A 7004-nucleotide genomic window follows, 5' to 3' on the forward strand; every position below is an offset into this window, starting at 1 on the left:
CTATGGGTAATCCCAGCTCAGGGGAATGCGATAGCGACCCGAACCGTTTTTGTCAGGGGTGCGTCCTAGCATGGTCGGCGGGTCGGTCGCAGCCTCCAATCCGATGCTAGTACTCTTCGAACGCTTGTTCGGAAGAGTGTGGCGTGAGTGACCCGCCAATCGCAGCCGAAGGGACCCCAGTGGCAGACCGTCTTGTTGTTCGCGGCGCCCGCGAGCACAACCTGCGCGGCGTCGATCTCGACCTGCCGAGGGACAGCCTGATCGTCTTCACGGGGCTGTCCGGCTCCGGCAAGTCGAGCCTGGCTTTCGACACCATCTTCGCCGAGGGCCAGCGGCGCTACGTCGAGTCGCTCTCCGCGTACGCACGCCAGTTCCTCGGGCAGATGGACAAGCCCGACGTCGACTTCATCGAAGGCCTCTCACCCGCTGTCTCGATCGACCAGAAGTCGACGAGCCGCAACCCCCGTTCGACCGTCGGCACGATCACCGAGGTCTACGACTACCTGCGCCTGCTCTACGCCCGCGCCGGCAAGCCGCACTGCCCGCAGTGCGGCGAGGCGATCGGCAAGCAGACGCCGCAGGAGATCGTCGACCAGGTGCTCGCCATGGAGCAGGGCACCAAGTTCCAGGTGCTCGCCCCGGTCATCCGCGGGCGCAAGGGCGAGTACGTCGACCTGTTCCAGAACCTGCAGACGCAGGGCTACTCGCGCGCGAAGGTCGACGGTGTCGTCTACACGCTCGCCGAGGTGCCCAAGCTCAAGAAGCAGGAGAAGCACCACATCGCGGTCGTCATCGACCGCCTGAGCGTCAAGGCCGCGCAGAAGCAGCGCCTCACCGACTCGGTCGAGACGGCCCTGCGGCTCGCGGACGGCCTGGTCGAGCTCGAGTTCGTCGACCTCCCGGAGACGGACCCGAAGCGGATCAGGGGCTTCTCCGAGAACCTGGCGTGCCCCAACGGCCACCCGCTCGCGATCGAGGACCTGGAGCCGCGGTCGTTCTCCTTCAACTCGCCCTACGGCGCGTGCGTGGTCTGCACGGGCATCGGCGTCAAGAAGGAGGTTGACCCGGAGCTCGTGGTCCCGGACGACGAGCTGAGCCTCGAAGAGGGCGCCATCGCGCCGTGGGCCGGCGGGCAGACCGCGGAGTACTTCATCCGCCTGCTCCAGTCGCTCGGCGAGACCATCGGCTACCGCATGGACACGCAGTGGCGGCACCTGCCCGCCAAGGCGCAGAAGGCGATCCTGCACGGCATCGACGAGCAGGTGCACGTCCGCTACAAGAACCGCTACGGCCGTGAGCGCTCCTACTACGCCAACTACGAGGGCGTCATCCCGTTCCTCGAACGGCGCCAGGAGCAGACCGAGTCCGAGTACATGCGGGAGAAGTACGAGGGCTACATGCGCGAGGTCCCGTGCCCCGCGTGCTCCGGTACCCGCCTGAAGCCCGAGATCCTCGCCGTCACGCTGCACCACGGCAAGAAGGGCGACCGCTCCATCGCCGAGGTCTGCGCGATGAGCGTCTCCGAGTGCTCGGAGTTCCTTGACGGCCTCAAGCTCGCCAAGCGCGAGTCGATGATCGCGGGCGCCGTGCTCAAGGAGATCCAGGCCCGCCTGCACTTCCTGCTGGACGTCGGCCTCGACTACCTGTCGCTCGACCGCGCGTCCGGCACGTTGTCCGGCGGCGAGGCGCAGCGCATCCGGCTCGCCACCCAGATCGGCTCGGGCCTGGTCGGCGTGCTGTACGTGCTGGACGAACCGTCGATCGGCCTGCACCAGCGCGACAACCACCGCCTGATCGAGACGCTGACGAGGCTGCGCGACCTCGGCAACACGCTGATCGTCGTCGAGCACGACGAGGACACCATCCGCACGTCGGACTGGGTGGTCGACATCGGCCCCGGCGCCGGTGAGCACGGCGGCAAGGTCGTGCACAGCGGCCCGTACAAGAAGCTGCTGAGCAACAAGGAGTCGATCACCGGCGCGTACCTGTCGGGCCGCAAGTCGATCCCGATGCCCGCGAAGCGCCGCAAGATCGACAAGAAGCGCCAGCTCACGGTCGTCGGCGCGCGCGAGCACAACCTGCGTGGCATCGACGTGTCGTTCCCGCTCGGCACCCTCACCTCGGTCACGGGCGTGTCCGGCTCGGGCAAGTCGACGCTGGTCAACGACATCCTCGCGACGGTCCTCGCGAACAAGCTCAACGGCGCGCGCCAGGTGCCGGGCCGCCACACCCGCATCAACGGCCTGAACGAGGTCGACAAGCTGGTGCGGGTCGACCAGTCGCCGATCGGCCGCACCCCGCGGTCGAACCCGGCCACCTACACCGGCGTGTTCGACCACGTCCGCAAGCTGTTCGCGGCGACCACGGAGGCGAAGGTCCGCGGCTACCAGCCGGGCCGCTTCTCGTTCAACGTCAAGGGCGGCCGCTGCGAGGCGTGCGCCGGCGACGGCACGATCAAGATCGAGATGAACTTCCTGCCGGACGTGTATGTGCCCTGCGAGGTCTGCAAGGGCGCGCGGTACAACCGCGAGACGCTGGAAGTGCACTACAAGGGCAAGACGATCTCCGAGATCCTCGACATGCCGATCGAGGAGGCGGCCACGTTCTTCGAGCCCATCAACGCGATCTACCGCCACCTGAAGACGCTGGTCGAGGTCGGTCTGGGCTACGTGCGGCTCGGCCAGCCGGCGCCGACGCTCTCCGGTGGTGAGGCGCAGCGCGTGAAGCTCGCGTCGGAGCTGCAGAAGCGCTCGACGGGCAAGACGGTGTACATCCTCGACGAGCCCACCACGGGCCTGCACTTCGAGGACATCCGCAAGCTGCTGGGCGTCATCAACGGCCTGGTGGACAAGGGGAACAGCGTCATCGTCATCGAGCACAACCTCGACGTCATCAAGACGTCCGACTGGATCGTCGACATGGGTCCCGAAGGGGGCTCAGGCGGAGGTATGGTCGTAGCAGAGGGCACGCCCGAGCAGGTCTCGCAGGTCAAGGAGAGCTACACGGGGCAGTTCTTGCTGCAGGTGCTCGAAAACGAGGAGGTGTCGGCAGCAGGGTGATGATTCCACTCGATGCGCTGGCCCACCGCGAGCGCGCCCTTCAGGCGTCGCGCGGGGAGCCCGTGGTGTACCCCTTCAGCCTCGTCGAGGCGCTCGACTCGTCGGAGCAGGCACTCCGTCGCGTCGCGGCTGTCAGCTGGGTGCGGACCCTGGAACGGCTTCCTCATCTAGTCGACAAGTGAACCCGTGTGGCCTAGTGGGGCGCTTGAGTCCCACTAGAGCCATATGACACGCGGTGAGGAATTCCCGGTCCGCTGTGACTTTTGCCCAGGACCTGTCACTCTGACGAGGGATCCGGGATGATGGCGGCCGTGTCACTCAACCGCTATCGCTTCCGCAGCGTGTGGCACGTCGACGCGCCTCCGGACCTCGTGTACGAGGTTCTGTCGGACATCGCGAACTACCCGCTGTGGTGGCGTGAGATCCGCAAGGCCACGAAGATCGATGACGAGTCCGGCGTGCTCTACTGCCGGTCGTTCCTGCCGTTCGCCCTCGTCGTCCAGGTGAAGCACAGCATCAGGAACCAGCAGGCAGGCCTGTTGCGCGCGACGTTGTCGGGCGATCTCGAGGGCTACGCGAGCTGGGAGATCACCGGCCGCGACGGCGGCACCGACCTCATGTTCGACCAGGAGGTCGTGGTCAACAAGGCGTTGCTGCGCCGGCTGGTGCTGATCGCCAAGCCGTTCTTCCGCGGCAACCACGACATGATGATGCGCGGCGGCTTCAAGGGCCTGAAGCAGGTCCTCGAAGCCAAGGCGGCCGCCCGCCGCGAGTCCTGAGCTGTCAGCGGCCGGACAGGTGCCTCACCAGAATCCCGAGCTGTTCCGCGTACTTCGCGGCGAACTCGGGCGTCGCGGGGTCCTGACCGGTGATCTGGCCCGCGCTCTGCCGCAACGTCAACGGCGCTGACGCCGCCGCCATCAGGGCCAGCAGCAGGAACGCGGGCTCCATCCCGGCGGGCAGTTCGCCGGCCTCCTGACGCTTGCGCATCTCCTCGACCTGGCGCTGGAAGAACTCCTCGTCGGTGGGCGGGCTGTCCCCGGCGAGGTTCGCCCACGCCCACATGCGGCCGTGGTCGGTGAGCGTCGTCATCACGAACCCGGACACGACCTCGTCGAGTGACTGGCTGCGGCTCGCCAGTTCCTCCGCCGAGCCGTGCCAGCTCGTCGCGAGCTCCTTGTACAGGCCTTCCTTGCCGCCGAAGTAGTACGAGATCAGCTGCTTGTTCACGCCTGCCCGCGCCGCGATGTCCGTGGTGCGCGTGGCGGCGTAGCCCTTCGCGCCGAACTCCGCCGCGGCCGCTTCGAGGAGCAGGGCCCGCGTGCGTTCCGGGTCGCGCTTGCGCTCCGAGGCGCTGGGAGAGCGGCGTTGATCCACGTCGACACGGTAGCCGACCGGCTTTATCAACCATTGGGTTGACTTAATCAACCGTGCGGTTGAAACTTCAGGTCATGCGAATCGCGGTGATCGGTGGGGGAATCGGCGGGCTGTGCCTGGCGCACGGGTTGCGCAAGGCCGGCGTGGACGTGGCGGTGTACGAGCGCGATCTGTCGCGCACGGACCGTCTGCAGGGGTACCGGGTGCACATCAACCCGGACGGCGCGGCGGCGTTGAGGGAGTGCTTGCCGGCGGCGAGCTGGGAGCGGTTCGAGCAGGGAGCGGGGTCGGGCGGCAACGGGTTCGGGTTCCTGGACCAGCGGCTGCGGCCGTTGCTCGTGCTCGACCCGGAGGAGGAGAAGCACTACTCGGCCAGCAGGATCACGCTCCGGCAGGTGTTGCTCGACGGCCTGGACGTGCGGTTCGGCCGGCGGTTCGAGCGCTACGAGCAGGGCGACGACATCAAGCTGCACTTCGAGGACGGCTCCATCGAGTCGTGCGACCTGCTGGTGGGCGCGGACGGCATCAGGTCACGGGTGCGGCAGCAGTACCTCCCGCACGCCGGCACGGAGAAGATCGGTGTCACGGCGATCGCGGGCAAGCTGTTCCTCGACGACAACGACTGGGTGCCTCGCGAGCTCGTCGACCGCGCCAACACGATCATCCCGACCACCAGGGCCGGCATGTTCCTCGCCGCGCACGACGGGCTGGGCGTCACGGACGAGGACGACCTGTTGTTCGACAACGTGCGTCCCTACCTGATGTGGGCCTACGCGGCGGCCGACATGACCGTCCACGGTGGACAGGACCTGAAGGCCGAGGTGCTGCGCCGGATCGCGAAGTGGAGCCCGGACCTGACCAGGATCGTCGAGGCGTCGCCGCGGGAGACGGTCAGCGAGTGGAGGCTTCGGTCGTCGAAGCCGATCGACCGCTGGCGGCCCACGAACGTCACGGTGCTCGGCGACGCCATCCACGCGATGACGCCCATGCGGGGCATCGGGGCGAACATCGCGCTGAAGGACGCGCGACTCCTGGCGCGCTGCATCGCCGAGGGCGGTGACGCGATCGCCCGCTACGAGAAGGAGATGTACGACTACGGCTTCGCGGCCGTGCGCGACTCGTTGAAGGCGGCACGCCAGTTCGCGGACGGTGGACCGGTCGCGCGGACGATCTTCAAGACCGTGCTCAGGACCGCCGCGGCCGTGCCCGCGCTCAAGCGTGCGATGTTCTGAGAAAAAAGATTGAACCGTTCTGGCTGCCCCTACGTGTGAGTGGCGTTGGAGGGCACGAGCCAGGAGGTTCATGATGATCCGCAAGACCGTTGCGGTCGTCGCGCTGGGGTTGATCGCACTGACCGCCTGCGCGGCCACACCGGAGACGAAGCCGGTCGCACAGCAACAACCGCAGGGGGCGGTGGCGCTCAGGACCGCCGGCATCCAGGACCTCGGCGAGATCATCACCGACGACCAGGGCTTCACCCTCTACCGCTTCGACGGCGACAAGCCGAACGAGTCCACTTGCGACGGTGAATGCGCCGCTACCTGGCCTCCCGCCACGGTGTCCGGCGAGGACTTCGCCCTCGAAGGCGTCGACCGCACGCTCGTCGGCTCGATCGTCCGCAAGGACGGCAGCCGCCAGCTCACCGTCGACGGCATGCCGCAGTACCGGTTCGCCAAGGACACCAAGCCGGGTGAGACCAAGGGCCAGGGCCTGCAGGGCAAGTGGTTCGCCACCGCCAAGGACGGCGCGCGCACCCAGCTCACGGCTCGCACCGGTGTCGTCACGGGGCTCGGCGCGGTGCTGACCAACAACGCGGGCCTCACGCTCTACCGGTTCGACGGCGACACGGCCCAGCCGCCGGCGTCCACTTGCGACGGTGGCTGTGCCGAGGCCTGGCCGCCGGTGATCGTCGACGGCGACACGCCCCGCGTGAAGGGCATCGACTCGAAGCTGCTCGGCACGATCACCCGCGCCGACGGCAAGAAGCAGCTGACGGTCGCGAACTGGCCGCAGTACACGTTCAAGAACGACACCAAGCCAGGTGAGGCCAAGGGCGTCACGGTCGCGAAGTGGTTCGCCACGGCCACCGACGGCAAGAAGGCCCAGCAGAACAAGGCGATCGCACTCACCAGCGCGACCGTCGGCAACCTCGGTGTCGTCGCCACCGACAAGGACGGCATGACGCTCTACCGGTTCGACGACGACAGCGCCGACCCGTCGAAGAGCAACTGCCTCGACCAGTGTGCGACGCAATGGCCGCCCGCCTTCGTCGACGAGGGCTTCCAGGTGCAGGGCGTGGACGCCTCGCTCGTGGGGACGATCGAGCGGGACGGGAAGAAGCAGCTCACCATCGCGGGGTGGCCGCAGTACCTGTTCGCAGGGGACAAGATCTGCGGTGAAGCCAACGGGCAGGGCGTTGGCGGAAAGTGGTGGGCTACCAAGGCCGACGGAAGTCGCGCCGGCCAGTAAGAGGGGAGAGAAGCGCGCCCCCCGGGCTCGGCCCCCCCGGGCGCGTCGGACGACGGAGGCCCCCCCGCCGGCGAAGACCCCGGCGCCCCCGCCCCGAGA

Annotated in this window: 6 protein-coding genes; 5 read left to right on the plus strand and 1 reads right to left on the minus strand. The window is 67.8% G+C overall.

Annotation, left to right across the window (positions count from 1 at the left end):
• The first annotated feature begins 179 nt into the window (after nt 1–179).
• The 3 genes from uvrA to ACFWNN_RS13180 all read left to right on the plus strand — a co-directional run bounded on the left by uvrA (nt 180) and on the right by ACFWNN_RS13180 (nt 3838).
• Nucleotides 180–3059, plus strand: a complete 2880-nt coding sequence (gene uvrA, locus ACFWNN_RS13170) for an excinuclease ABC subunit UvrA (protein WP_382440116.1) — start codon at nt 180–182, stop codon at nt 3057–3059.
• Entirely contained in the window at nt 3059–3241 is a 183-nt protein-coding gene (locus ACFWNN_RS13175; RefSeq protein WP_285639302.1) for a hypothetical protein, read from the plus strand. Before uvrA ends, ACFWNN_RS13175 begins: the two co-directional genes overlap by 1 nt.
• Before the next feature lie 129 nt (nt 3242–3370).
• A complete protein-coding gene (locus ACFWNN_RS13180; protein ID WP_382440117.1) occupies nt 3371–3838 on the plus strand; it encodes an SRPBCC family protein in 468 nt (155 codons plus the stop codon).
• A 4-nt stretch (nt 3839–3842) separates the two neighbouring features.
• Here the strand turns inward: ACFWNN_RS13180 and ACFWNN_RS13185 are convergent, their stop codons facing one another.
• Nucleotides 3843–4436 carry a TetR/AcrR family transcriptional regulator gene (locus ACFWNN_RS13185; protein ID WP_285639304.1) on the minus strand — a complete coding sequence of 198 codons (594 nt, stop codon included), beginning with the start codon at nt 4434–4436 and terminating at the stop codon, nt 3843–3845.
• A 74-nt stretch (nt 4437–4510) separates the two neighbouring features.
• On the opposite strand from ACFWNN_RS13185, the gene ACFWNN_RS13190 reads away from it, so the two are divergent.
• Both ACFWNN_RS13190 and ACFWNN_RS13195 read left to right on the plus strand, forming a co-directional pair.
• Complete coding sequence (locus ACFWNN_RS13190; protein ID WP_382440118.1) at nt 4511–5668, plus strand: FAD-dependent oxidoreductase; 1158 nt, start codon at nt 4511–4513, stop codon at nt 5666–5668.
• Between the two features lie 70 nt (nt 5669–5738).
• Nucleotides 5739–6905, plus strand: a complete 1167-nt coding sequence (locus ACFWNN_RS13195; RefSeq protein ID WP_382440119.1) for a hypothetical protein — start codon at nt 5739–5741, stop codon at nt 6903–6905.
• Nucleotides 6906–7004: the final 99 nt, after the last annotated feature.

Origin of the sequence: Lentzea sp. NPDC058450 (genome assembly GCF_042721395.1) — a bacterium.
In the GTDB taxonomy this organism is placed as follows: Bacteria; Actinomycetota; Actinomycetes; order Mycobacteriales; family Pseudonocardiaceae; genus Lentzea.

What these genes read in the sequence shown, in the direction of transcription:
- ACFWNN_RS13175 (WP_285639302.1), top strand. Translation starts at nt 3,059, where the DNA reads ATGATTCCACTCGATGCGCTGGCCCACCGCGAGCGCGCCCTTCAGGCG.
- ACFWNN_RS13190 (WP_382440118.1), top strand. Translation starts at nt 4,511, where the DNA reads ATGCGAATCGCGGTGATCGGTGGGGGAATCGGCGGGCTGTGCCTGGCG.
- ACFWNN_RS13195 (WP_382440119.1), top strand. Translation starts at nt 5,739, where the DNA reads ATGATGATCCGCAAGACCGTTGCGGTCGTCGCGCTGGGGTTGATCGCA.